The sequence below is a fragment of the Exiguobacterium sp. S22-S28 genome, from assembly GCF_043359615.1.
Taxonomy (GTDB): domain Bacteria; phylum Bacillota; class Bacilli; order Exiguobacteriales; family Exiguobacteriaceae; genus Exiguobacterium_A.
On record NZ_JBHFFC010000027.1, the window covers coordinates 92586 to 114407 of the forward strand.

General features: G+C 47.6%; 26 protein-coding genes. 13 read left to right on the forward strand and 13 right to left on the reverse strand.

What is annotated here, in order from left to right; translation table 11 throughout:
• Window positions 1-127: 127 nt before the first annotated feature.
• Window positions 128-1282: a globin domain-containing protein gene (locus tag ACHA8N_RS10495; RefSeq protein WP_393965657.1), complete on the forward strand. Its 1155-nt coding sequence runs from the start codon at window positions 128-130 to the stop codon at window positions 1280-1282.
• Window positions 1283-1579: 297 nt separating this feature from the next.
• On the opposite strand, the gene ACHA8N_RS10500 is transcribed toward ACHA8N_RS10495, so the two are convergent.
• Complete coding sequence (locus tag ACHA8N_RS10500) at window positions 1580-2779, reverse strand: MFS transporter (RefSeq protein ID WP_393965658.1); 1200 nt, start codon at window positions 2777-2779, stop codon at window positions 1580-1582.
• A 233-nt stretch (window positions 2780-3012) separates the two neighbouring features.
• Here ACHA8N_RS10500 and ACHA8N_RS10505 point away from each other — a divergent pair, with 233 nt between their 5' ends.
• The gene (locus ACHA8N_RS10505) at window positions 3013-3309 is read left to right on the forward strand and encodes a hypothetical protein (protein ID WP_393965659.1); all 297 of its coding nucleotides are present in this window, start codon (window positions 3013-3015) and stop codon (window positions 3307-3309) included.
• Between the two features lie 80 nt (window positions 3310-3389).
• On the opposite strand, the gene ACHA8N_RS10510 is transcribed toward ACHA8N_RS10505, so the two are convergent.
• Complete coding sequence (locus tag ACHA8N_RS10510; RefSeq protein ID WP_393965660.1) at window positions 3390-4148, reverse strand: SDR family NAD(P)-dependent oxidoreductase; 759 nt, start codon at window positions 4146-4148, stop codon at window positions 3390-3392.
• Window positions 4149-4231: 83 nt separating this feature from the next.
• Between ACHA8N_RS10510 and ACHA8N_RS10515 the strand changes: the two genes are divergently transcribed.
• The gene (locus ACHA8N_RS10515) at window positions 4232-4615 is read left to right on the forward strand and encodes a MerR family transcriptional regulator (protein WP_147511224.1); all 384 of its coding nucleotides are present in this window, start codon (window positions 4232-4234) and stop codon (window positions 4613-4615) included.
• On the opposite strand, the gene ACHA8N_RS10520 is transcribed toward ACHA8N_RS10515, so the two are convergent.
• Window positions 4612-5682 (reverse strand): threonine aldolase family protein, encoded by a 1071-nt coding sequence (locus ACHA8N_RS10520; RefSeq protein ID WP_393965661.1) that lies wholly within the window; start codon window positions 5680-5682, stop codon window positions 4612-4614. The two genes, ACHA8N_RS10515 and ACHA8N_RS10520, sit on opposite strands and share 4 nt — an antisense overlap.
• A 131-nt stretch (window positions 5683-5813) precedes the next feature.
• On the opposite strand from ACHA8N_RS10520, the gene ACHA8N_RS10525 reads away from it, so the two are divergent.
• On the forward strand, window positions 5814-6479 hold the full coding sequence (locus ACHA8N_RS10525) for a hypothetical protein (RefSeq protein WP_393965662.1): 666 nt from the start codon (window positions 5814-5816) through the stop codon (window positions 6477-6479).
• A gap of 210 nt (window positions 6480-6689) precedes the next feature.
• Window positions 6690-6986 (forward strand): hypothetical protein, encoded by a 297-nt coding sequence (locus tag ACHA8N_RS10530; protein ID WP_147511221.1) that lies wholly within the window; start codon window positions 6690-6692, stop codon window positions 6984-6986.
• Between the two features lie 71 nt (window positions 6987-7057).
• Here ACHA8N_RS10530 and ACHA8N_RS10535 read toward each other — a convergent pair whose 3' ends face one another.
• From ACHA8N_RS10535 to ACHA8N_RS10555, 5 genes are all read right to left on the reverse strand, one after another.
• On the reverse strand, window positions 7058-8200 hold the full coding sequence (locus ACHA8N_RS10535; RefSeq protein WP_393965663.1) for a GGDEF domain-containing protein: 1143 nt from the start codon (window positions 8198-8200) through the stop codon (window positions 7058-7060).
• 180 nt (window positions 8201-8380) lie between these two features.
• The gene (locus ACHA8N_RS10540) at window positions 8381-8632 is read right to left on the reverse strand and encodes a phage holin (protein WP_393965664.1); all 252 of its coding nucleotides are present in this window, start codon (window positions 8630-8632) and stop codon (window positions 8381-8383) included.
• Window positions 8632-9291, reverse strand: a complete 660-nt coding sequence (locus ACHA8N_RS10545; protein ID WP_393965665.1) for a M15 family metallopeptidase — start codon at window positions 9289-9291, stop codon at window positions 8632-8634. Before ACHA8N_RS10545 ends, ACHA8N_RS10540 begins: the two co-directional genes overlap by 1 nt.
• A 14-nt stretch (window positions 9292-9305) precedes the next feature.
• A complete protein-coding gene (locus ACHA8N_RS10550) occupies window positions 9306-10118 on the reverse strand; it encodes a DnaD domain protein (protein WP_393965666.1) in 813 nt (270 codons plus the stop codon).
• Window positions 10119-10253: 135 nt separating this feature from the next.
• Window positions 10254-10454, reverse strand: a complete 201-nt coding sequence (locus ACHA8N_RS10555; RefSeq protein ID WP_147511217.1) for a hypothetical protein — start codon at window positions 10452-10454, stop codon at window positions 10254-10256.
• A gap of 136 nt (window positions 10455-10590) precedes the next feature.
• Here ACHA8N_RS10555 and ACHA8N_RS10560 point away from each other — a divergent pair, with 136 nt between their 5' ends.
• Window positions 10591-10971 carry a hypothetical protein gene (locus ACHA8N_RS10560; RefSeq protein ID WP_393965667.1) on the forward strand — a complete coding sequence of 127 codons (381 nt, stop codon included), beginning with the start codon at window positions 10591-10593 and terminating at the stop codon, window positions 10969-10971.
• A gap of 65 nt (window positions 10972-11036) precedes the next feature.
• Window positions 11037-11378, forward strand: coding sequence for a hypothetical protein (locus ACHA8N_RS10565; protein WP_393965668.1), 342 nt, complete (start codon window positions 11037-11039; stop codon window positions 11376-11378).
• 154 nt (window positions 11379-11532) lie between these two features.
• Here the strand turns inward: ACHA8N_RS10565 and arr are convergent, their stop codons facing one another.
• Window positions 11533-11949: an NAD(+)--rifampin ADP-ribosyltransferase gene (gene arr / locus ACHA8N_RS10570; protein ID WP_147511215.1), complete on the reverse strand. Its 417-nt coding sequence runs from the start codon at window positions 11947-11949 to the stop codon at window positions 11533-11535.
• Between the two features lie 243 nt (window positions 11950-12192).
• On the opposite strand from arr, the gene ACHA8N_RS10575 reads away from it, so the two are divergent.
• The 5 genes from ACHA8N_RS10575 to ACHA8N_RS10595 all read left to right on the forward strand — a co-directional run bounded on the left by ACHA8N_RS10575 (window position 12193) and on the right by ACHA8N_RS10595 (window position 16197).
• Entirely contained in the window at window positions 12193-13308 is a 1116-nt protein-coding gene (locus tag ACHA8N_RS10575; protein WP_393965669.1) for a GGDEF domain-containing protein, read from the forward strand.
• Between the two features lie 20 nt (window positions 13309-13328).
• Window positions 13329-13595 carry a hypothetical protein gene (locus ACHA8N_RS10580; protein WP_147511213.1) on the forward strand — a complete coding sequence of 89 codons (267 nt, stop codon included), beginning with the start codon at window positions 13329-13331 and terminating at the stop codon, window positions 13593-13595.
• A gap of 306 nt (window positions 13596-13901) precedes the next feature.
• A complete protein-coding gene (locus tag ACHA8N_RS10585) occupies window positions 13902-14189 on the forward strand; it encodes a hypothetical protein (RefSeq protein WP_393965670.1) in 288 nt (95 codons plus the stop codon).
• 147 nt (window positions 14190-14336) lie between these two features.
• Window positions 14337-15575 carry an MFS transporter gene (locus tag ACHA8N_RS10590; protein ID WP_393965671.1) on the forward strand — a complete coding sequence of 413 codons (1239 nt, stop codon included), beginning with the start codon at window positions 14337-14339 and terminating at the stop codon, window positions 15573-15575.
• A 124-nt stretch (window positions 15576-15699) separates the two neighbouring features.
• The gene (locus ACHA8N_RS10595; RefSeq protein WP_393965672.1) at window positions 15700-16197 is read left to right on the forward strand and encodes a DinB family protein; all 498 of its coding nucleotides are present in this window, start codon (window positions 15700-15702) and stop codon (window positions 16195-16197) included.
• Window positions 16198-16326: 129 nt separating this feature from the next.
• On the opposite strand, the gene ACHA8N_RS10600 is transcribed toward ACHA8N_RS10595, so the two are convergent.
• From ACHA8N_RS10600 to ACHA8N_RS10610, 3 genes are all read right to left on the reverse strand, one after another.
• Window positions 16327-17151: an SDR family oxidoreductase gene (locus ACHA8N_RS10600; protein ID WP_393965673.1), complete on the reverse strand. Its 825-nt coding sequence runs from the start codon at window positions 17149-17151 to the stop codon at window positions 16327-16329.
• A gap of 37 nt (window positions 17152-17188) precedes the next feature.
• Window positions 17189-18601: an aldehyde dehydrogenase family protein gene (locus tag ACHA8N_RS10605; protein ID WP_393965674.1), complete on the reverse strand. Its 1413-nt coding sequence runs from the start codon at window positions 18599-18601 to the stop codon at window positions 17189-17191.
• 106 nt (window positions 18602-18707) lie between these two features.
• Complete coding sequence (locus ACHA8N_RS10610) at window positions 18708-19043, reverse strand: ArsR/SmtB family transcription factor (RefSeq protein WP_393965675.1); 336 nt, start codon at window positions 19041-19043, stop codon at window positions 18708-18710.
• A gap of 247 nt (window positions 19044-19290) precedes the next feature.
• Between ACHA8N_RS10610 and tnpB the strand changes: the two genes are divergently transcribed.
• Entirely contained in the window at window positions 19291-20463 is a 1173-nt protein-coding gene (tnpB, locus tag ACHA8N_RS10615; RefSeq protein ID WP_393965747.1) for an IS200/IS605 family element RNA-guided endonuclease TnpB, read from the forward strand.
• 107 nt (window positions 20464-20570) lie between these two features.
• On the opposite strand, the gene ACHA8N_RS10620 is transcribed toward tnpB, so the two are convergent.
• Window positions 20571-21656, reverse strand: coding sequence for a peptidyl-alpha-hydroxyglycine alpha-amidating lyase family protein (locus ACHA8N_RS10620; protein WP_393965676.1), 1086 nt, complete (start codon window positions 21654-21656; stop codon window positions 20571-20573).
• Between the last annotated feature and the right edge of the window lie 166 nt (window positions 21657-21822).

Genomic DNA, 21822 nt, shown 5'->3' on the forward strand with positions numbered 1-21822 from the left:
GTACTTGTGACAAACATCACGTACTATTTTAAATCTAGTATTTAATCTATTGCATTAAAAACAGATGTGACGGATACTGAACTCGAACCTGATCCGACCATCCCTCACTCGAAAAGGAAGTGTCTTTATGTTAACGTCATCGACGATCGCCATCATCAAATCAACTGTCCCGGTTCTTGCGGAACACGGTCACAGCATCACACGTGTTTTCTATCAACGCCTGTTTGCCAATCATCCGGAGATGAAACATATCTTTAATCAATCCAATCAGAAAAATGACCGGCAATCGCAGGCTCTCGCGACAGCCGTCTATGCCGCAGCTGCACACATTGATCAGCTCGACGCGTTAAAACCGACGTTATTGCCGGTCCTCCATAAACACCGCAGTCTGCAGATTAAACCGTTTATGTACGACATCGTCGGAACGGAACTGATCGGCGCAATCCAGGACGTCCTCGGTGACGCCGCGACGCCCGATATCATCGATGCCTGGACTGTCGGATACGGTGAAATCGCCCAACTGTTCATCTCGCTTGAAGCGGAGCTCTATCAACAGGATGAACAGGCAACGGGCTTTGAAGGTTATCAGCCGTTCGTCATTGAAGCGATGACGGCAGAAGCAAGCGATATCAAGTCGTTTACGTTACGTCCATCAAACGGACGACCGCTTGCTCCGTACCAAACCGGTCAATACGTTACGGTCCGCCTCCAGTCGCCGGACGGTCTCTGGCAAAACCGTCAGTACAGTTTAACGACGGTCGCAAACGGCACGTCGTACACGATCGGCGTCAAACAGGACGGGTCCGTCTCGAACCAATTGCACGGTTTATCGGTCGGCGACAGCGTGTTGCTCAGTGCCCCGGCCGGTTCGTTTACATTAACAGATGCCTTAACTCCGTTTGTCGGTCTCGCCGGCGGCATCGGTTTGACACCGCTCCTCGCGATGACAGAAGCGGCCCTTGTGGCAGGTCGTAAAACGACATTATACGTTGCCATCCAAGACGACCATGACCGGCCGTTCGCCGAACAATTGGCCCGGTTTGAAGAACAGGGTGCGACCATCATCCGCTACGCCGAACGCAATGCGTTGCCTGATACAACACCGGGACGTTTGTCCATCGACGATGTGATGAATATCGACGGGACAGCTGACACGTTCGTCTGCGGACCGGAAGCGATGATTCAGTTCGTCCGCCGCCACTTTAGCGGTCATCCGGACAAGCTGCATTTTGAAGTCTTCGGACCAAGTCTCGCACTCGAAGCGCCGACTGCCGTCTCATAACTTCCCTTTAATCAGAAAAAAACGACGCTCCCCGTTCATGCGGGAAGCGTCGTTTGTTGGTATAACCTCATCGGCAACCGGTCCGTTCGAACCGGTTGTATGTACTTGTTTATTTTTCAAGCTCCGGTGTAATCCGTCGCCATAAAACATTCAACATGACCGTCATCCCGCCGATCGGGATCAAAAACATCAAGGCAAGCATCGCCATTCCATCCATCCTCTGCATTCTCCTCTGTAAGCGTTTTTTTAAGTATAACGCGTCCCGTTTCCCCTGCCCTCCGCCTGAAGGCCGATTTGTCATCCGACTTCGTCCCGTCGCACTTCCGCTGCTGGTGTTTTACGCTGAAGTCGAAGGATCAGCAAGATGAGCAGACCACTTCCGGAAAAGAACAGAAACACGGTGTCGATAGCAAACACGGTCGTCAAATACGCCGACAATCCGAAAAACAGAGCTGAACTGAAGGTCGAAGCGGCGACCATCGCCGAACGGATTCGCCCAAGCAGGACATCCGGTGTCGTCTGTTGGAGTAACGTCGAAAAGGGAATTCCGAACAGACTAAGTGCCATCCCAAGCAACAACATCCCGCTGAATGCAAGCGGCAAGGTCGTCGTCAGTCCAATCAGTAACGTAAAACTTCCCTGCAGGACCATCGACAGGTAAAACATCTGCATCAAGTCAATCCGGCTCGCAAGTTTAGCATACAACAGCGACATGCCGATTCCGCCGATGACCAGTGCCAGTTCAAGCAACGAAAATGTGTTTGCCCCGCCTCGAATGACATCTTTCGCAAAAGGTGCGAGCAACGCGTTGACCGGTGTAATCATCCAGTTGGCGAGGATTCCGAAGACTAAAATCCGAATCAAACGGGTGTCGCGCGCTAAATAGGAAAACCCTTCGCGTAAATCGGTCCAATAGGTCATTTTCGGTTTCCTCTCGACTTCCTCTGTCAATCGTAACGGGAATAGAAGGAACCAGGCGACCAGATGCAAAACGGCTTCCATCGCTAAAATCATCGTGATGGAAAAACCGGTAATCAACAAACCACCCGCCAGTAATCCAGCGAGCGTCCCGATCCGGTCAAGCGTACTCAAGTAAGCATTGGCGACCGGTAATCGTTCGGACACCACAATCCGCGTCACGACTTTAAACGCTGTATTTCCCCCGACGACTTGCAGCACGGTTTGGACAGCGAGCAGACAAAGCAACGGCAGAAGCAACGCATCTGTTTGTGCCAAGATGAACCAGACCGCCGTAAGTAACAAGCACCGAACCAGTACTGTTGTTTTCAGTAACCGGATGGGTTCGATCCGGTCAATCCACGGACCGAGCAAACTGGAACTGATAAAACGAATGACAAAAACGGCACCAATCACTAAGGAAACGGCCGCCGGCGACAATAGCTTCGCACACGTCCAGTAGATGGCGATATATGAAATACTCGCACCGACAATCGCAATCAAGTCGGATATATAAAAATAACGAAACAGGCGTGGCATTTGGTCCCCTCCTTCACATCCATCAGCTGTTCAGTCATTTTTCATCCGCTCCTATTTTACATTTTTTTACATAAACAGAACAGAATCATTTCCATATTTTACAGCCTCGTGTTTTCCCGACATCTGTTCGTCATATTCGATTAATCTTGTTATCGACTTCTCATCGGACTGTAACGAACAATTTGGGACAAGTCTACTATACTGAAAACAGAAGGAAGTGAAGAGCCATGAGAATGCATACACGAACAGTCACCCCTCACGAATCGACGGACCATCCATCTGAAGCACGGCTCGGCTATTACTTTTTACTGATCGTCTTGCCGCTTGGTCTGGCACATCTTGCCCAGTCCCTGATCCCTTCAGTTGATTCCCATCAATCGTTTTTATTATCGACTCTTACCATTTGTGCAATCAGTCTGTTTTCGATTCTTGGAATTCGGACCGACGGCAGCCCGAAAACTACATTTTTCAGCTACGCGCTGTTCTTAGTCGTCAGTTTATCGTCGACATTTGCAATACCTCTGATCTGAGATGGACTACATACAGGTTTCATCCACCTCAGACATAAAAAAGCCAGTTTCCGCATACGGAAGCTGGCTTTTTGTCTGATTTAGTTGTTTGCACCCACATACGTGAAGAGTGGTCCACGCAGTTCAAATGAATAATCTTCCGCGTTGACGATGCCGACAATCGCGTCACTGTCGAGCAACTGATCAAGGAATCCGGCCATCTCCGCCGCCCTATGATACTTGGCGACATGTTTGCTGTAATCGAATCCAGCTTCCCCCCGTGACCGGTCAGCAAATTCTGTTTCCGTTGCAGCAGGAGCCAACACTTTTGCCCGCAGTTTCGCACCGGAGTTTTTCAGTTCCTGCGCCAGTCCTTCCGTATAGGCACTGACGTAGAATTTCGTCGCGCAATACGTGACGGCGTTCGGTACGATCCGGTAGCCGCCGCCGGACGAGACGTTCAGGACCGTTGTTCCGTCGACATTGTGGTAATCATGGACGTACCGGCTCGTTAAGACCGTCAACGCTTCGATGTTCAGGCGGAGCATCTTCTCGATTTTTGAGACCGACACGTCCTTGACGTTGTCAAAATCACCGAATCCGGCATTGTTGATCCACGTCTCGATGTCGAGGTCTTTTAATGACTCATACAGTTCATGGACATTGTCCGATTCCGTTAAATCGACGGACCGTAAGATGACATCCGTGTCCGGTGCGAGTGCTTTAACTTCATCGCGTAATTTTTCAAGTTCATCCGTCCGACGAGCGACGAGGACCAGCGATTTCCCTTTTTGCGCGAGCACTTTCGCTGTTTCGTATCCGATTCCTGAGCTGGCACCCGTAATGACTGTGTATTTCATCTGTAATTCCCCATTTCTGTTTGGTATAGTGAAAGTCTACACGTTAGAGTGAACTCTAAGTCAAGGAAGAAAGGTGATGAAACATGTATACAATTTCAGAGATCAGCCAATTGACGCAAACGACGGCCCATACGATCCGCTATTACGAAAAAGAGGGGTTGCTGTTCCCGAGCCGGACGGCAAACGGTGTCCGGCGCTATGACGAGACTCAACTTACTTGGCTGCGCTTTGTCCTGCGCCTTCGGGCAACACATATGCCGATTGATCAAATCCGGGAGTACGTCGAACTGTTTCTCGCCTCGTCCGAAACGCACGATACGACACACGAACGGCTCCGTCTGCTCGAAGCCCATCAGCAGAACGTGCGCGACCAGCTCGCGGAACTCATCCGGACGGAACAGATGATTACGGAAAAAATCACGACTTACCAACAGCTTCATCCGACAACCGTCAACAAAACGATTTAAGAAAAGACCTGCCGAAGCCGTTCAAATCCGGCGTCCACTGTTTGCGCATCAAGTTGTGCGTACGCATCACCGACACTGATTTCTGTTGAACAATACCCGTCTTTGTCGACAAGATAACCTGCGAACCCGAGTCCCGTTTCCTCCTGTATCTTTTCCAATTTTGGTGAAACATCGGCCGTCTGACCGGAAAAGTGCAGATGAAACATGTTGGAAACCGGAACTTTTGGTGTTGTGTGAATGCCCGGCAACGCATTAAACCGTTCCGCCAGTTGTTTCGCATCCTCATAGTATTGCCCCATCCGATCCTTTCGCAGTTCATAATAATAATCAGCCGAAAGGATATACGGGTACAAACTGATTAAATCCCCGCCATACCGTCGTTTCCAAATTCGTGCCGTCTGACAAAACGTTGCCGGTCCTGCAAGAATCGCACCGGCAATTCCGCCAAGTCCTTTATAAAACGAGATGTAGACACTGTCGAACAAACCGGCAATTTCAACAGCCGTCTTTTCATAATACGGCAACATCTCAAACAATCGTGCGCCGTCGAGATGCAAGCGGATCTCCCGCTCGCGGCAATACCGGCTGATCGCTTTCAGTTCACTGAACGCCGGCGCGACACCTCCGATTTCCCGTTGCGGCAGTTCAAGCAACAGACAGGCGATGTCCGGTAACGCTTTGATTTCATCCAGTGTCATCACTCGATCGGCTTCCCCGACAAGGATCGTTTTGATGGGATGCAATTCCTTTAAACCATCCTGCTCATGGATTTCGAGGTGACACAGCGGATGATAGGCGACGGTGCGGTTATCCGTCTCGTCCGACCAAATCCGTAGCGCAATCTGTTGCGCCATCGTCCCGCTCGGGAAAAAGACGGCGTCCTCCATCCCCAGTACATCCGCAAATTTTTGTTCGAACGGTTGAATGATTGAACCGGTCCCGTATTGATCACTTGCTGTCTCGTCCGTAACGTCTTCTAAAGCCGTCTTCAGCACCCCAATATTCCGTTTGCCGTGCCCGCTGATTTGTCCCGTTGCTTGTTGAAAAGTCGTGCGTAAACGATTCATGTAAAACCCTCCATTTTTTTAGGAAATAATGACTATTTTTTGAAAAAATCAAAATATTCTAGTCCTTGATTTGTTATACTCAGTGCAGACTTATTTATCCGCTGTTTTAACGGCAACAAAGAGGTGACTTCATGCTGACATCACTCCGACTCAAAATCGGTTTACTCCTTTCTTTTGTTCTGCTCATCGTCTTGTTGATCAAGTCTTTTGTTCCGCAACTGCTGGTTTCTGTCAGTTCTCTTTTCGACAGTCAGACAGACAGCTCCTGTACGACACGATGCGGAAACAATGATGCTTTGCCTGTACCGTCTAGTTCCGACGCAGTATCTTTTGATTCACTTGCCGAGGTGGCGGAACCCAAACCGTTGCTCTTACGGACCGGTTTTGACTCTGCCATCGCTGCTCCCCCTTATCCCGTCATCTTCGCGCTGCTTGCCTTGATGACCTTTGGCTTACTCGTTTACTACATCAAAGTAGTCCGCCCGGTGCGCTTTCAACCGGTCGATTTTGTGGCGAGCCGTGTCCAGGTGATCCACTATCCGTCTCATGAGTTACCGGCAGAAGACATTCGTCAGCATATGCTGCTGTTCAATCGCCGTTTGCCGAAAGCATTACAACGGCGGACAGAGGAGACGATCACCGAATGGTTTACCCGGATTGAGTTTCCGTCTCCTGTCAGTCCGCACTACTTAGAAGTCCGGTACGGTGATCAGGTTTCGATTCAGGTCCATCAATTCACTTTTTTTAAGCAGACCACCGAAGATTTTTTACGCCGTGTCCACTCCACGCTCATTTGATTCCGTCCGTCGTTGCCTCGGCAAGACACATCGGAGACAAATGAGTTTTTTGCCGTGTCGCTTGTTCATCCTTTCTTAATCGTTTATCTGCGCTGTTTAAGTAAAAACTGATATTTTCCTTAAAAAATGGGTAATATAGACTATATGCTTAAGTAACTTCTTATAATTTTTTGAACTATTTTTTTGAGAAAGAGAGCGAGGCGAAATGAGATGATCTCAGCACAAGAAGCCTATTTCATCACGAACGGTTTGAATGAACAGTTTCAACACCCTCGAATCGACTGCGACTTTTCTATTTTCTCGCTCGAGCCGTTTCAACTCTTATTGCACGTACAAGATGCTGAAATGGACGAATTGAGTACGGAAACCCGGTATGTGTTGAGTCGAAAGATCCGGTCTCAACTGCATCAATTGGATGCGAAAGTCGACGGTTCACCGGTCAAAACAGTGTTCATCATTTCAGCCCCATTGATTTCTGAGCATTCCTATTGTGTGCTTCTGCAATAATTAAACGACCGTAGAGACGCAAAAAAACTCTGATTCCGGCAAAAGCCGTTCAGAGTTTTTTTGTCTATCGATTAACTGGCTTCGTGACTCGAAATCCGATTTCGACCGCTTGACTTTGCCCGGTACAACGCCTGATCGGCGAGAACAATCAAGTCTCCCTCCTGCATCCGGTCATGGGGACGGACGACCGCGAGACCAATGCTGACGCTGACACGACACAACGGTTGATAGGCCATATGTTCGATGTTCAGCTGAAGAATTTCACTGCGGATACGTTCAGCGACGTGAAAGACTTCATCCGCCTGCTCCGTCAAGATGACGGCAAATTCTTCGCCCCCATAGCGGGATACTTGACCAAAATCATCCGCATATTTTTTCAGCGTTCCCGCTACTTTCTGCAGGCACCAATCTCCCTTTAGGTGACCATACGTATCGTTATACCGTTTAAATTCGTCGACATCAATTAGAATGAGGGCGACATCTGTCCGGGCTTCCTTGGCAAAAGCAAATGACGTTTCCAAATGTTCGTCAAACGCCCGGCGGTTCGGAATACCCGTAAGCGCATCATGTAATGAACGATGGATCAACACCTGTTTGCTCCGTTCGAGCCGGAACGTCTGCAGGAACGCGAATAAAAGCAGGACGGCGACACTGACAACGACGGCGATGACCCACTTGGCGGACGAAGATGCTTGTTCGGAACGTTTCGTCGCTTCACGGATGATTTTGTCGATATCTCGATTGATTTTAGCATTGATCGGCCGGAATTGATTGATGTACTCCATACCGCTGTATCGTTTCAAAGCAGCCTGTTCAATCTGATTATCCCGAATCCAGCGAATCTGCTGTTCATAAAAACCGTCCGTCTGTACAATCAACGGCATAGCTTCTTCCTTTAATAATTGTTTCAAAATAGGATGACGTTCATCCATCATTTTAAGTGTGGCAATCGTTTCTTTGAGTTCGGCATTTGTGTTTTTGAATTGCTGGAAGGTTTGATCATTTTGGTCCAACAGATAACTGCGGACAGTCAACTCTTGGTCAAGCAACAAAGGAAACAGTTGCGAGGCGGCATTTGAAATCGGAATCGCTTCCGTCATGATCCGGTCATTTTCTTGTTCGATTTTCAAAAATGCGTTATAACTCCAAAAGCTTGTAAACATCAATGAAAAAAGTGCCAGGAGCAGATAATATTGCAACGTCGTTAGTTTCACGTTCAGTCTGACCTCTTTCTTTTCCGTCGCCTCCTTTGTTGTCTAAAAGGCGATACGGGACGCTACCTTATTATCGGTATCTCAGGATCAAACCATTAGCGCTCTATTCGAAATATTGCCCGATGTCTGCACATTTCAAACAAATTACCAGTTGAAGCAACACATTCAAACGTATTTTTACTATTTTTCCCGTATATTGGATTTCTTCAGTTGATTCAAGTAGTCTTGTGCTTGTTCTGCCGGATGAGTCAAGTTGTTATTTTTCCACCAGGCATACACTGTGCTCGCGATACTGAGAACAGCGAGCACAGCCGTCTCGACTTCTGTTGTCTCAAACGGTAACGGATCATATCCGCAGGCAAGCAAGGTCAAGTTCAACCCACTGTACAACGGAACAAGAAGACGGAAAACAGCCGCATACCGGCTCTTCATCAGCGTGTCCCAAACAGATGACGCCACGTGACAGGACCGATGATGCCATCTGCCGCTAACCGGTGCCGGCGTTGAAACTGTTCGATGATTTGCGTCAACTTCTGATCGAATTGACCGGTCAGCGGTTGCCGGAGTCGTTTTTGAATCAGTCGGATCAGTGTCCGGTCCATTCGTGTTGCCCCTGCGTACAACGGTCGGCCGGGATAACGGGGGCCGAGTAACGGTTTTGTTTGTCCGTTGACGGCATCATAGAGCTGAAAATGCGGATAGTCTGGAAAACTGCCCCAATCACCGCCCCACTGCATCTGATAGCATTTCATCGCGGTGACGATCCGTTTCATCCGCGGATCAGGCGGTGCCAAAAATTCGGCTCGTTTGCCACCGTCCGCATAGACAAATAAATCGACGGCAACACCAAAGTTATGATTTGATGTCCCGCCTTTTGCATACGTGACGATTTTCCCCGGACGCGTCCGCCCGATCGCATACAAGTCATCTTGTTCCTGTTTTGTTCGAAATGCCTGGGCAATGCCGATCGGCAATCCTTCTGCCGCCAGTTCCGTAATGACGGCGCGGGTAATGGCAACGACGTCCGGATCCATCTTACTCGTTAGTTTCCGGTCGGCCTGTTCGAGTAACCACTGAAGTGATGGTGTCATAAAGTCCTCCTTGATCAAATAAGTTCTGCCAATAGTAAATCGAGTTCTCCTTGATCGGGAACGGTTTCTTCAAACCGTTGTTTTTGCTCCGCCTCTGCCTGTTGCTGTTGCCGGCGTTCACGCTCGACCCAGTCGGGTAATCGACTGCGTTTCTTACGACGAGACGATTGGTTCACTTTCGTTGTCCGGCGTCGGGCTTCATGGTGATCAATCTGCTCCTGTGTCAACAAATTCCGCTCCTTTAAGCTGTCGATGATGATTTTGACATAGTTGAAGTTGCGGACGTTCGCCGCTGTTGCCTGTTCAATCGCATGATGCAGCACAGCTGGACTGGTTTCTTTTAACAATGTCTCCAGCTGCCGATGAATCGACGGAGTGACACGACCGATTTCTGTCTCAAAATGGGCAATGATTTCGGCAAGTCCGTTGTAAAGTGGTGGTGGTTCTTTTTTTAAAGACTGTTTCTTAACCCCTTTTTCTTTGGAGGCGACAGGCGTCTCCCCGGCTGCCGTCTCTTGACCCGGGTCCTGTCTGGAAATGTCCGGGGACGTCGGTGAAATGCGGTATCCGTTTGACGTTTGACCGCCATGCCGGTCAAACCGTTCGACCTTTTCGATCCGTCCCTTTTCGATGAGTGTCTGAAGACAATTTTTGACGGTCGTCTTGCTGCACGGAACGCCGTCCGCAAGCGTCTGATGCGACGGGAACGCCAGTCCATCCCGTCCGGCATAACTTTGAAGAAGCAGGAAAATCATTTTTTCATGGACGGATGAAAAAGCGGCTCCGTCGCGTAACAGGTGATGTTCGACACGTAAGTAAGGTTGCATGCGGTTGTCCTCCTTTAGGTTCAGGAGGAAATTCCTCCTTTCTATTAACCAATAACAGGACGCCCCGCCCATTTGTTCGAAAAAAAACAGGCATGGTCTTCGGAATCAACTGTTCCGAAAAGCCGTGCCTGTTTTTCACATGAATTGAAGATACACATACGGGAGAACGCCTGCGAGAACAATGCTGAACGCCGCCATGCCAAGCGTGATGACGATTGCCTTTGACATCGAAATCGTTTGTTTTCGATAGGCCGAAAAAACGGCCTTGATGATCGTCAAGAGCATCAGACCACTCAAGAGAAAGGAGCCGATGAGGAGGACAATCAGTAGATCCATGACATATCCCCTTCCATCATTTAGGATATCGTGCGTATGACTTGATGATAACTTTCCTTGACGGAAATCTCAAGCCGGTTAGACTGGAAAGTAGAACGCTCTCACACTCATCATTCATTTAAAAAGGAGCTTTTCGATGTCACAACGACAACATACTCTACTCGCACGTCTCGACCAGATCGGTCACCAGCTCGCACACACACAGGAGGCCTGGTTATTGCTTGGACTCGGCTCGGTCGGTCAAGAGTTGGAGCGGCTTGATGACTATTCCGACCTCGATTTTTTCGTCATTACGAAACCGGGACGGAAACAACGGTTCCTCGACCAACTGGATTGGCTCGAATCCGCCCATCCGCTCAGCTTCATTTTCCAAAACACGGTCGACGGCTTCAAGTTGTTATTCGCTGATGGAATTTACGGCGAATGCGCGATTTTCGAACTCGATGAGATGCCTAAGATCGCCTTTTCTCCCGGTCGGATCGTCTGGCAAGACCCGACGTTCCCGGAACAGATTTAACCGTTTCTAAACAAACACCACCCTCGATTCGGCGGGATACGCTTGAGTTTGCATTAAATGAGGCGTTGACAAATCTGTATGTCGGCTTATGTCGGTACGCCCGCGGTGAACGATTATCCGGTCTCCAGCTTGTCGAACAGCATGCTTTTTCCCAACTCCTGTCCGTTTTGCATCTGCTCGAGCCGGAAGTCGACTATTATCCGGATCAGTACGGCAATGAACGCCGGGCCGAGCAACGGTTCCCGCATGCGCAGGAACGGTTTGCTGACGTGCTGCAAGGATATGCCCGCGTACCGGAATCGGCACTTGCGCTGCTCGACTGGCTTGAACAAATCCAGTCGGTCAATCCGGCGATGGCAGCTGAAATTCGACGGCTGGCGGTGGAATGTCGAACGAAAAACAATTGATTTAAATAGACCAACAGCTGTCTCACGGCAATGACTCTGCTCGACGATCATGCGTCAAACGGAAACTCTTGTCTTGTAGCCGGTGTACCCTTCCTGCAAATCATAGTATCCAAACGAAGACTGACAAATTTCATCACGCCTTTTTGTGTATCAATCAATCCAAAATGACATTCTTTCCTTCTGCCGTCAACTTGGCGAGGGAGTTTTTCATTTGCTGAATCATGTCGTCCGAGTGTCGCTGCCATACGCCGAGTTCCGCCATGACGACGAGTGGTTCCTTCGACCGATAGGATCGCGTCGGATTACCGGGAAATCGTTGGTCGGTCAAGTTCGGATCGTTTTCGAACGTTCCGAGCGGCTCTACGAGATAAATCCGCTCTTTCCCGTCACCTTTTGCGAGCTCGGCTCCCCATTTTGCAGCTTCCAGCGTCGCCGTGAAGTAGATATAATTCGATCGTTTCTCCTGATAGTTGGATGCGTGATTGATCTGTAGCTGATCCCCGACATGCAAAATGGCTTTTGTTCCGTGCAAAAACGGTCCCCCATCAAGAACTTTCGTTTGTCCAGTCATTGTTCCCCACTCCCCTTCCAACATTCTTGTTTGTAGTGTATAGCAGGATGGAAGAGAAAAGTAGACTATTTCCTTGAATCTATTCGCGATATAATTCCAGTAGAGAAGAATCCGTCCCAGACAAAAGCTATCTCCCTCTCTTTTTCTAGTTTTGTCATAACTGATAGTCTGCCTTCCTTTCTGATTGACAACTTTTGTCAGAATGGTATCGTAAAAGTATCAAGGTCAAGGATGTGGAAAATCATGTTCATTGTCGAGCTGTTGATCAATGCCTGTATCGCGTTCACAGGATTTTATATCATCTCGAAAGTCATTCATTCTACCCGTTTTTCCTCTTATCCGGCCAAGTCCATCATCATCGGACTTTTAACGGGACTGCTCGGCGTGCTTTTGATGTTTAAGGGGATTCAAGTCAATGAATCGTTACGTATGGATTTACGGCACCTGCCTCTTGTTCTGCTTGCGTTTTACGGGATCCGCTTTCCGCTGATCATCGCGACATTGATCATTGCCAGTTCTCGCTTTTTATTTGGCGTCACGCCGCAAGCCTTCGTCGCCTTTGTCGCGATTTTGGCAATCAGCGCCGGTATGATTTTTATTCACCGTACGTTCTTGAACCGACCGTTCCGTCAAAACGTTGCTTTGAACGTCTGGGCCTTATCGATGGTCACTATAGCGGTATTGATCAACTTAGGCTTCAGTGATGCAGCACTTCGCTTGCTACTGTCGACATGGACAATCGGGCTTGCCGTCGGTATTCTTTCCAGCTTGCTGACCCTTGATTTTCAGACGCTGAACCGGCAAGTCGAACTGTACAAAAAATCAGCTGAACTCGATCATTTGACTGGATTGTACAATCGCCGGGTTTGGGATGCCCGGACCGCCGGACTGGAACAAGAAGGACGAATTTACAATGTCCTTGCGCTCGATATCGATCACTTTAAACATGTCAATGATACATACGGTCATGGAAACGGCGATCTTGTCTTGCAACAGTTTGCGAACATTTTAAAACAAGAAACCCGTCCGCATGATATTACCGCACGGATCGGCGGTGAGGAGTTTATGATTCTCGTTTACGATCTTTCTCCGCAAAAAGTCGTCAAAGTCGCCAACCGGATCCGCGAACGGATTGCGACGGAACGTTTTCAACTCGACGGTTTCCCGGCCATTGAAATCACGACCTCGATCGGCATTTCCCATGGAAAACGTATACCGATCCAGCGGATGAACACACTGGCAGATGACGCTTTATACACTGCGAAACAACAAGGCCGCAACCGGACGATTTTATTGAATCAACAGGATGAACAGCACATCGCAGCTACACAATCAGCGACTGAAACCATACGTTCTTAGTCTATAATTGGAGGGTCCTCATGTTTAAACCAAAACGCGAGTTCATTACGACTTCGGAAACGATTTTATTTGTCAGTTCTTTTTTTATGTGGATTTACGTCACACATACGATCGTCTTCATTGATTCGTTTGATTCTCTTTTCTTTACGAATTCTTGGTGGTTGATGCTTCCGATTACGACTTTTCTTCTTTTCTTACGCTCTTTCGTCGGCAGACGGGTTGATTTAACCTTTAACTGGGAAGATGACGAAGAAGAAGAAACAAAATCAAACCGAAAACAAGGCTAAACGAAAAGGCAGCACTGTCACTCCGATTTTTCAGGAGTGTGACAGGCTGTCTTTTAAACTGAAGATGAACACCAACGTTCCTCTGTCGAGAGTCGGCCGATCAAAATCTGTTTTACGTCCCGTCAGCCTCAGTACTTCCGGATCTTTCAAACATCGTTTAATCAATGGAACATCTTCTTCTGCAATTATGTACAGTACGATGTACCGGTAAACCGGACTCTCCCTTACAAATTTGTACGTTTCATTTACAAGTATATCCTTTTATAATTAAGTTATCTTACTTGTTTGGAAAGGAGTAATGTTTAGATGAAATTTCCAAAATGGCTCCTTTACCTCGGTGCAATTCCGACGTTTGTGTTCACTTTTTATGCGATTACGAGCCCATCGTTTCGGACTGAAGTCGCAGATTTATTCCCGATTTCCGCACTTGTCCTCGCTGTCATTCTCACCTTGTTTGTCGCTTACTGGACGCTGTTCTTTCTTTTTGTGAATGGACTCCGCCGTCATCTTGATTTGATTGTATTATTTTCCTTGCTGCTGCTCTGTTTTATTTTGACGAGCTTATTTGCAACACTCGATTATTTCATCGCTTAATGATTTCATCTCTTGCCATCTATCGGATGGCTTTTTCCATTTTCTTCTTGCAATGCCGTCCACCGTCCCGTAATATCAATTGTAATAAATTTCTATATATTCAAAAAACAATTGTCGAAAACAGATTGACTTTGGGGGCGATGCTGGATGGATTTCAAAACATGGAAACACCCTGCTTTATTATTGACGAGTGTCGGGATTTCGAATCTTGGCGCCTGGGTCTACTTCATCGCACTGAACTTGATTGTGCTCGACCGGACGAATTCAGCATTTGCCGTCTCCGTCCTTTACATGCTTGTCCCGATCGCTGCCCTGTTGACGAGCTTTTGGTCGGGAAGCCTGATTGACCGGGTCGACAAACGAAACATGATGGTGCTTCTTGACGTGTCTCGAGCTGTCCTGATTGCGATTCTTCCGTTTATCGATTCGTTGTTTGTCCTCTATACCCTCGTCTTTTTGATCAATATGGGCAGTTCCTTGTTCGAATCCGCTTCCCTGATTTACATGACGAAACTCGTTTCGAACAACAACCGGCAACGGTTTAACGCCTTAAAAAACTTCATTCAATCCTGCGGCTTCATTCTCGGACCGACGATTGCCGGTCTCCTGTTCCTTGTCGGCTCACCGGCATTTGCCATCTATATGAATGCCGGTGCGTTGGCTTTGTCCGCCCTGATCCTGTTTTCCCTGCCGGATTTGGAGAAACGAACGACGTTTGCCGAGACGGAACGCCTCAGCTTGCGGATGATTGCCGACGACTGGAAAGAGACGTTGCGGTTTACGCACAAGCACCGGTACATCACACTCGTCTACGGTCTGTTTTGTGTGATGACGATTTTCATGTCCGGTCTCGATTCTCTCGAAGCCTCATTCGCGACACGGGTGCTGGCGTTTTCTGAAAGTACATACGGCTTCCTCGTCAGTATCGCCGGCGTCGGGATCATCGCCGGCTCCGTCATCAACGCGACGTGTACGAAGTGGCTCAGCCTGCGTTTCTTGATCGGCTTCGGTGCTGTCACGACACCGATCGGTTACCTGCTGTTTGCGACGGCGGACAGCTTCTTCGTGGCAGCGGTCGGCTTTTTCCTGCTGACGTTTGCCTTATCGTTTGCCAACACCGGTTTCTTGTCGTTTTATCAAAACAATGTCCCGGTTTCAATCATGGGTCGCTTCTCCGGCGTCCTCAACGTCGCCGAGTCGGTTTTTGTCATCGGACTGACGTTATCGATCGGGATGCTCGCCGAAGTCTTCTCGATCCGTTCGACCTACATCGTCTTTTCGCTTGGCTTCCTGTTGATCGGACTGATCACGTTACCGATTGTCTTGAAGCGTACGAAACGGACGTTGTACACGCTGACGGTCGAAGAAGAATCCAAAGTCTCTTAACTCTACAACAACAGGGGCCACGAGGATTTCTCCTTGTGGTCCCTGTTGTTTGGTTCGTTTAGACCGTTGCCGGTCAGGATATAGTCAAGAAACCTGCTGATTTTCAGCCGAAGGAGGACTTCCCATGACAGGAATCGACTGTCTGCTTCACCTGCACCAAGAACTCGATCGGTATTCGGAAGACGAATTGCACTACATCTCACGTCCGGGTGTCTGGTCGCTTGGTCAAATGTATGACCACATCTTGCTGGTCGCTCACGAATATCTGGATGAGGTCGAAGCATGTGCTTCATGCACCACTCGCTCAGCTGCCGGAAAAACGCCCTATGGCGAAGAGTTGTTTCGACAAGCTGCTTTTCCGCCCGTCAAAATCAGGCTCCCGGACGAGATGAATGCACCACCGAACAATACCGACAGTGCCGATCAGTTAAGACACCGTCTCGTTCAACTGGTCGAACGAATGGAAGACTGGTCGGCACGACTTGATCAGATTGATCCAACCTCGAAAACGGAACACGGTGGGTTCGGTTGGCTGAACGCCCGTGAATGGTATCAGTTGATCGAAATGCATACCCGGCATCACTTCCGTCAAAAACAGGAGCTGGAATATCACCTTCGATGACTTAACGTTTTCAGGAGCCTGATTTTTTCAAATACGAATTTTACGCTGTAAGAAGAAAAAAGAATTAGAATAAACGCTTTAAGGATGTCACTGTTTCCCTACCTTTTACAATATTAAGCAGTCATTTCATTATTTTTTTTCGATTACACGTCTGACAATCGCAAAAAACATCGCGTTTGGTAAAAAGCGTTTCAATTGAATCAAATTTGAAGCATTTCCGCCGGCTGGATATCTCATTTTACGTTTTTTATCTGTAGCAGCTTTCCAAATCGCCATAGCCACAACATCTGGGCCTTCCGCTTTCGAACCAGCTGCATTCGAGTTCCGGAGAGCTGTTTCCGTATAGTGAGCATAATCTGTAATAGCATCATTTCGAATCAATTCTTGCGAACGTCCATAAAAATCTGTTTTAATTGGTCCTGGTTCAATGATTTTTAATTGAATATTGAATGGAGCAAGCTCGTAATGTAAAGACTCAATAAATCCTTCAATGGCCCATTTCGAACTGTGATATAGACTATAGATCGGGAAAGTGACTTGCCCACCAACTGAGCTGACAGTCAATATCATTCCACTGCGTTGTTTACGGAAATAGGGGAGTATATGCCTTACTACATTCATAACCCCGAAAACATTCGTATCGAATTGACGTTGGATTTGTTCTTGACTCGCCTCTTCAAAAATACCGACAGCTCCATATCCCGCGTTGTTTACGACAACGTCTATTTGTTGAAAATCCTGCACAATCGATGCAAGTGCTTGTTGAATACTTTTTTCATTTGTCACGTCAAGAGGATACAAACGAACACCAGGAAGGTCTTGTAATTCAAGTGACTTTTCGGGTGTTCTCATTGTTGCAGCGACATTCCATCCTTCCCGACTAAAACGTTCAACGGTTGCTCGACCAATCCCACTTGAGGCACCTGTAATAACAATTGTTTTTTGATGTTTCATGTTCATTCTCCTTTTTAAAAAATAGATAGTGGATTTATTATTTAGAAAAATAATGTTTAGCGATTCTCAATTTCTTTTCCGTATACGGTGCATACCGTAAGGACGGATCAAGTCGCGTCGACGTTTTTACGATACTTTTAGTATGCGAAAACCTATCAAAACTATGTTTCCCGTGGTATGCCCCAATACCGCTTCCCCCTACTCCTCCAAATGGAAGTTGCGCATTCATGAGATGAACCATCCCATTGTTGATGCACCCTCCTCCAAATTCGACCTTTTCCATGAAGAAGGACTCGACCGATGATGATTCTGTATACAAATACAACGCTAGAGGATATCGATTTTTTCTGATGATGGCTACTGCTTCTTCCTGAGTACGATACGTCATGATTGGGAGTAAAGGACCAAAGATTTCTTCTTTCATGATGTCATCTTCTAATGTGACGTCGTCAATCAAGGTGGGTTCGATATAGTGATGCGTCTCCTCGATTCGTCCACCGTGTATAATCGTTCCTTGACTCATAAGACCTCTTAATGTATCCATTCGTCGATCATTGATAATCCGCCCATAACTTTTACTTTTCATTGCATCTTCGCCGAAAAATGAACGGATGTGCTTTTTTAATAAAGTAATGAATTCATTTTTCACTTCTTCTTGAATAAGTAGATAATCGGGGCAGACACACGTTTGACCCGCATTAAAAAACTTTGACCATACGATTCGTTTCGCAGCGACATCCAAGTTAGCACTTTTTTCGACAATGACAGGAGATTTCCCACCTAACTCTAATGTCACGGGCACTAGTTGTGCCGCTGCTTTCATTGCGATATGGCGTCCAACACCCGGACTCCCAGTGAAAAATACATGATCAAACCGGAATCGCTCGAGTAATTGATCACCAACGTTTGCACCATCTCCAAGCACGACGCTAATAAAGTCTGATGCAAACGTTTGATGGATCAGCTCATAAATCAACTGTGAGATATGAGGGGTTTGATCAGAAGGTTTTAGGACGATACAGTTCCCTGCTGCGATAGCACCGATGACTGGTGCCAACAGGAGTTGAAACGGATAGTTCCATGGACCGATAATCAGAACGACGCCTAACGGCTCTTTAAGCATGTAACTGCTTGAAGGATGTAAGATCAAAGGTGTCTTGACTTTTGTTGGCTTCATCCATAGACGGAGGTGCTTTTTCGCTTCTTGTATTTCCTTGTACAATACTCCGATTTCAGAAGTGTAGGCTTCAAAAGCTGGTTTCCCCAAATCTTTTGATAAGGCAGTCAAAATCTCTGTTTCATTGTTTCGTATCATGTTCTCTAAATGATTTAATTGCTTCATCCGAAAATCAATCGATTTCGTCCGATCCGCATCAAAAAACGTTCTTTTTTGGAAATAGACTTGATCGTCAATGATTGTGTTCATTTTACTTTCAGGTAAACTGCTCATAATTATAATCCTGCTCCTTTTAATGTTCTTACGTTTAAACATTTAAACATTTAAACATTTAAGCCGAAGATGAACTCTTTTCTCGACTGAGAGAAAAGAGTTCCGTTTATCGAAGGATACATCCTTCTTCGATTGATTGAGTTAAAGCATTTAACAAATCGACTGCTTCCCGTAATGTCAAAAAATAAAAATTTTCCGTACCGCTTTTTTCAGATGAGACGATTCCTGCTGCGCGCAAGACCTTTAAGTGATGAGAAATCGCCGGTCGTGATAAGGAAATCTTTTCGTCCAACTGACTGACATTTAAACGGTCATGCCTTGCCAATTCGATAATGATATGTTGGCGGTTGATATCTGACAAGACTTGAAAAATCGGAATCGACTCTTGGAAATATTCAACTGCATGATCCAATGCTTTTGAATCTGTTAGATTTTTTCTCATGAAACCTCCGTTTAAACGTTTAAACATTTAAATTCATATCTGAAATTTATCTTATTTTTTTCTTAATGTCAATATTAATTTTTCGTTTAGATGATTTATCTAGAGGCTGCTTATCCAGTAGTTTTTGATCAAAATCAGGCGAGAATACGCCCACTTCTAAACGTTAAGGGCGAAGCCCTAGTGAAAGTGGGAGATGAATCGCCAGCCTGCCTTTCGGGTATATTCCCTTTGAAGGAGGTGAAAAATGGTGTTGAAACACAAGGCCTACAAATTCAGAATCTATCCGACAAAAGAGCAGGAAATCCTGATCGCGAAGACGATCGGGTGTTCGCGTTTCGTCTTCAACCACTTCTTGGCGAAGTGGGATGAAACGTACAAGACCACTGGAAAAGGACTGTCCTACGGTTCTTGTTCCAAAGAAATTCCTTTGTTGAAGCAGGAGTTCGACTGGTTGAAGGAAGTGGATAGTACATCTGTTCAGATCAGCGTCAAACATCTTGCTGATGCGTTTGACCGCTTCTTCAAGAAGCAGAACGAACGTCCTCGTTTCAAGTCCAAGCGCCATCCCGTCCAGTCGTACAAGACCAACATCCAAGGCAAAAACCAGCTTCCTGAAGTCTCGATTGGATGCAACAAGCTCAAACTTCCGAAGCTGAAATGGGTTCGTTTCGCCCATTCGAAACAGATCACAGGCCGTATCTTGAACGCCACGATCCGACGTAACGCTTCAGGCAAATATTTCGTCTCCTTGCTCGTCGAGCAGGAGATCAACGAACGGCCGAAGACCGGTTCATCCGTCGGCGTCGACGTCGGACTCAAGAACTTCGCCATCCTGTCGGACGGCACGGCATACAAAAACGACCGTTACTTCCGAACGCTTGAGAAGAAACTGGCGCGCGAACAGCGTAAGCTCTCCCGCCGTCAACGCATGGCCCTGAACAAGAAAATCACGCTTTTTGAGGCGAGAAACTATCAGAAGCAGAAGCGGAAGGTCGCCCGTATCCACGAGAAGATCGCCAACAAGCGAACCGACTTCCTGCACAAGGTATCGACCGAGATCGTCAAAAATCACGACATCATCGGCATTGAGACCTTGCAGGTGAAGAACATGCAGAGGAATCGCAAGTTGAGCAAGTCCATCTCGGACGTCAGCTGGTCCGAGTTCTTCCGCATGTTGGAGTACAAGGCGGACTGGTACGGGAAGACCGTCGTAAAAGTCGGCAAGACCTTTGCTTCCAGTCAACTGTGCTCCGGTTGCGGACATCAACACAAAGACGTGAAACATCTTGGCTTGCGTGAATGGACATGCCCGAGTTGCGGGATTCACCACGACCGGGATGTGAACGCAGGACTGAATCTCAAACAAGAAGCTGAACGCATCTTAGCTTCTTCAACCGTCGGGACGACGGGGTTAGCCTGATAAATTTTCGACCGGTAGGTCGGATAACTCAGGAATCCTCCACCTCTGAGCAAAGCGTAGGTGGAGGTAGTTCAACGTCTAAATCAGCATCAATGATTCCAAATTAATCATTTCAAGTTTTTCGGAATTCTAAACTGTTGCAGCCGCTTATTCATTAATTCCGCGACAAAAATCGTTCCGTCGTCTGCGATAGCCAGATCATGGGCAATCCGCAGCTGACCGGGCTTCGTACCAAAGTTGCCGAATCGCTCCAGAATCGTACCTTGTTGATCGAGCACTACAATTTGACTGCGGGCGTCCGTTGTCCGTTTATTCAAATAGTCACCGCCGTCAGCGACATACACCTTTCCGTCCGGCCCGACCTCGACCCCATACGGTCGACCGAGTTCCGGTTGATCCCATGTCTGCTGATGACGACCGAATCGGTCAAATACTTGAATCCTGGCGTTGTTGCGGTCGGCAACATACAAATTCGACGCGTCGTCACTACTGATGCCATGCGGCAAATTGAGTTGACCGTCTGCCGAACCCAATTGATTGACTTCCCACTCGAACTTGCCGGTCCGGTCGAATTTCGCAATCCGGTGATTGCGGTACCCGTCCGCGACTGCAAACGAACCGTCCGGCAACACCGTCACATCGGTCGGACGGGCAAACAGATACGCGTTCAATCGGACCGGGAAGTTCGGCAACTTGTTGCGAATCCGAAGACCGGCTTCCGTTCCGAACGGATATGCTTTTCCATAAACCGCTTGAACGTCGCCTTCTGGATTCAGCTTAAACACTTGATTCAAGCTGATGTCCGTCACCCAGATGTTGTTGGCGTCATCGACTTCCAACCCGTGCGGGGACTGAAACAAATTCTGACCGATCGTCCGCTTGACGGTCCTCGTCTCGCCGTCGAGCACGACGATTGTTGCCTCTTTGATCATCGCCTTACTGCCGTACGTCCCGTTTGCCCGGTGCAGGTAATAGATGTCGCCGTTTGGTCCAACAGCGACACCGCTCGCTTCGCCTGCCTGTTGTTGTTGATTGCTTGTTTTCGGCCATACTACTGTTCCTTCATAGTGTTCACTGGTCGCTTGGACCGGATACGATTTCTTAAAGACCGGTTCGGCTCCTCCGCGTGACCACCACGCTACTGTCAGTCCAAGTACCAACACACTCCCGAAGAAGATGGTTTTCTTTTTCATTATGTACGACTCCTTTTGTTTACTGCTTTCACTATACGTCTTTTGTTTCGTTTCCTCCCTCCGCCTCGCGATGTAATTTTCCTCCGGCTTCCGTCTCTTCCCTTATTCGTCCCTTTTTTGCACGATTGTCACAAAACAGTAACGTTTCTGACCTTTCCTCCAATTA